The 2,435-nt window shown below is 65.9% G+C and carries 3 protein-coding genes; all 3 read right to left on the reverse strand.

Features of this window, described 5'->3' with window-relative positions; genetic code table 11:
• Window positions 1-1,234: type IV pilus twitching motility protein PilT (locus tag HR086_RS46215; protein ID WP_141649451.1), on the reverse strand; the 1,234-nt coding region annotated here is incomplete at its 3' end.
• 136 nt (window positions 1,235-1,370) lie between these two features.
• Window positions 1,371-1,772 carry a 30S ribosomal protein S9 gene (gene rpsI / locus HR086_RS46220; RefSeq protein ID WP_046712181.1) on the reverse strand — a complete coding sequence of 134 codons (402 nt, stop codon included), beginning with the start codon at window positions 1,770-1,772 and terminating at the stop codon, window positions 1,371-1,373.
• A gap of 14 nt (window positions 1,773-1,786) precedes the next feature.
• Window positions 1,787-2,233, reverse strand: a complete 447-nt coding sequence (gene rplM, locus HR086_RS46225; protein ID WP_141649452.1) for a 50S ribosomal protein L13 — start codon at window positions 2,231-2,233, stop codon at window positions 1,787-1,789.
• Between the last annotated feature and the right edge of the window lie 202 nt (window positions 2,234-2,435).

The raw sequence follows: 2,435 nt of genomic DNA on the forward strand, positions 1-2,435 counted from the left end.
GGCCCGGACGCTGGGCCTGGGCGGGCACCGGCGTGGGCGGTGAAGCCGGAGGCGGCGCGGCGGCTCCCGTGGGAGCCCCCTTCTGCGCGAAGGCGGCCGAGCCGGGAATCGGGCGGGCATCGCCGGGCTTCGCGTCGAAGTTGTCCCACTTCGAGTCGGACGTGCCGCTGATGCCGGAGAAGCGCAGCGCGAAGTCGTCCGGGTTGGACGCCTGCCGGTGGGCCTCCTCGTATGTGACGAGCCCCTGTCGCACCAGGCTCATCAACGACTGGTCGAAGGTCTGCATGCCGTAGGAGTCAGTGCCCTGGGCGATGGCGTCGTGAATCTCCTTCGTCCGGTCCTTGTCCTCGATGAGCTCGCGCACGCGCGCGGTGACGCGCAGCACCTCCACCGCGGCCACGCGGCCCTTGCCGTCCGCGCGCGGCACCAGACGCTGGCTGACCACGCCCTTGAGCACGCTCGCGAGCTGGATGCGCACCTGCTTCTGCTGGTGTGGAGGGAAGGCGGAGACAATGCGGTTGACCGTCTCGGTCGCGTCCAGCGTGTGCAGCGTCGACATGACGAGGTGGCCCGTCTCCGCCGCGTGCAGCGCCGTCTCGATGGTCTCGTGATCTCTCATTTCGCCCACGAGGATGACGTCCGGATCCTGTCGCAGCGCGCTCTTGAGCGCCTGCGCGAAGCTCATCGTGTCCACGCCCACTTCGCGCTGATTCACGATGGAGCGCTTGTCCCGGATGAGGAACTCGATGGGGTCCTCAATCGTCATGATGTGGCTGGTCTCGTTGGCGTTGATGTGGTCGATCATCGCCGCCAACGTCGTGGACTTGCCGGAGCCCGTCGTCCCCGTCACCAGGACCAGACCTCGCTCCTCACCACAAATCTTCGCCAGCACCTGCGGCAGCAGCAGGTCCTGCATGGTCATCACCTTGAACGGGATGACACGCAGCACCGCGCCCACCGTGCCGCGCTGCTGGAAGACGTTCACGCGGAAGCGGCCCAGGCCCGGCACGCCGTACGCCAGGTCCACCTCGTTGCTCGACTTGAACTTCTCCTTCTGGAACTCGTTCATGATGCCGAAGGCCATGCGCGCCACCTCCTCCGGAGGGAGGCGACGACCGTCCTTCAACGGCACCAGCGAGCCATCCACCCGGAACATGGGAGGCAGGCCTGCCTTGAGATGAATGTCGGAGGCACCGCCGCGCAGGGCGATCTGGAGAATCTCATTCAGTTCCATGGGCGCCTGGAATCGTAGCAGACGCCCCCGCGCCGAAGCGACCGAGGGAAATGGTGAGTCCCGGAAAACACCACGGCGGAGACCCTCGTGAGAGAGCCTCCGCCGCGGGAGACAACCGAGCAACCAACCTGAGCGGTTAGCGCTTGGAGAACTGGAACCGGCGACGCGCGCCCGGCTGACCGTACTTCTTGCGCTCGACCGCGCGAGCATCGCGGGTGAGGAAGCCGGCCTTCTTCAGCGCCGGACGGAACTCCGGGTTGAAGGCGCACAGGGCGCGAGCGATGCCGTGACGGATGGCACCGGCCTGACCGGAGAGACCGCCGCCGCGAACGTTCACGGTGACGTCGAGCTTCCCCTTCTGCTCGAGGATCTCGAGAGGCTGATTGAGCACCATCTTCGAGGTCTCACGACCGAAGTAGTCGTTGATCTCCCGACCGTTGATGGTGACCTGACCCGTGCCGGGACGGAGCCACACGCGGGCGGTGGCTTCCTTGCGGCGGCCGGTGGCGTAGAAACCGAGCTCTTGGTGAATGGGCATGGACGTTGTCTCCCTTACGCCTCGACCGCGAACGCGGCCGGCTTCTGGGCGGCGTGCGGGTGGGTGTCACCTGCGTAGACCTTCAGCTTCGTCATCATCTGCCGACCGAGCGCGTTGCGGGGCAACATGCGGCGCACGGCGTTGAGGATGACGTCCTCGGGGTGACGCTGGCGGAGCTTCTCCAGGTTGGTGATCTTCAAACCACCGGGGAAACCCGCACGGGAGTGCCGGTAGTAGAGCTTGTCCTGCTCCTTCGTTCCCGTCACCTTCACCTTTTCGGCGTTGATGACGATGACGTGGTCGCCCGTATCGATGGACGGCGTGTAGATGGCCTTGTGCTTACCCTTGAGCAGGGTGGCAATCTGGCTCGCCGCGCGGCCCAGCACCTTGTCGGACACGTCGATGACGTGCCACTGGCGCTTGATGTCCCCAGCCTTCGCGCTGTAGGTCTTCTGCGACATTTCTTGCACTCCAAACTTCTCGCGGCCGCCAGGTGCATGCCGGGGAACCGCTGAACGTGCCTAACCAACCGCAGGTCCGCCGTCGAAACTCCACGGAGGCCTGGAAAGGCCGACCCTCCTAGTCGGCATGGGGGATCAAGTCAAGGTTGGTGGGGCCTCGCCCCTGGAAAGCCTGTCTGCCGCCCCCACCCCACCCTACCGC

Source organism: Myxococcus sp. CA039A (assembly GCF_013336645.1).
Taxonomy (GTDB): domain Bacteria; phylum Myxococcota; class Myxococcia; order Myxococcales; family Myxococcaceae; genus Myxococcus; species Myxococcus llanfairpwllgwyngyllgogerychwyrndrobwllllantysiliogogogochensis.

Bases quoted from the DNA above. Each gene is read 5' to 3' on its own strand.
- rpsI (WP_046712181.1), bottom strand. From the start codon at position 1,772: ATGCCCATTCACCAAGAGCTCGGTTTCTACGCCACCGGCCGCCGCAAG.
- rplM (WP_141649452.1), bottom strand. From the start codon at position 2,233: ATGTCGCAGAAGACCTACAGCGCGAAGGCTGGGGACATCAAGCGCCAG.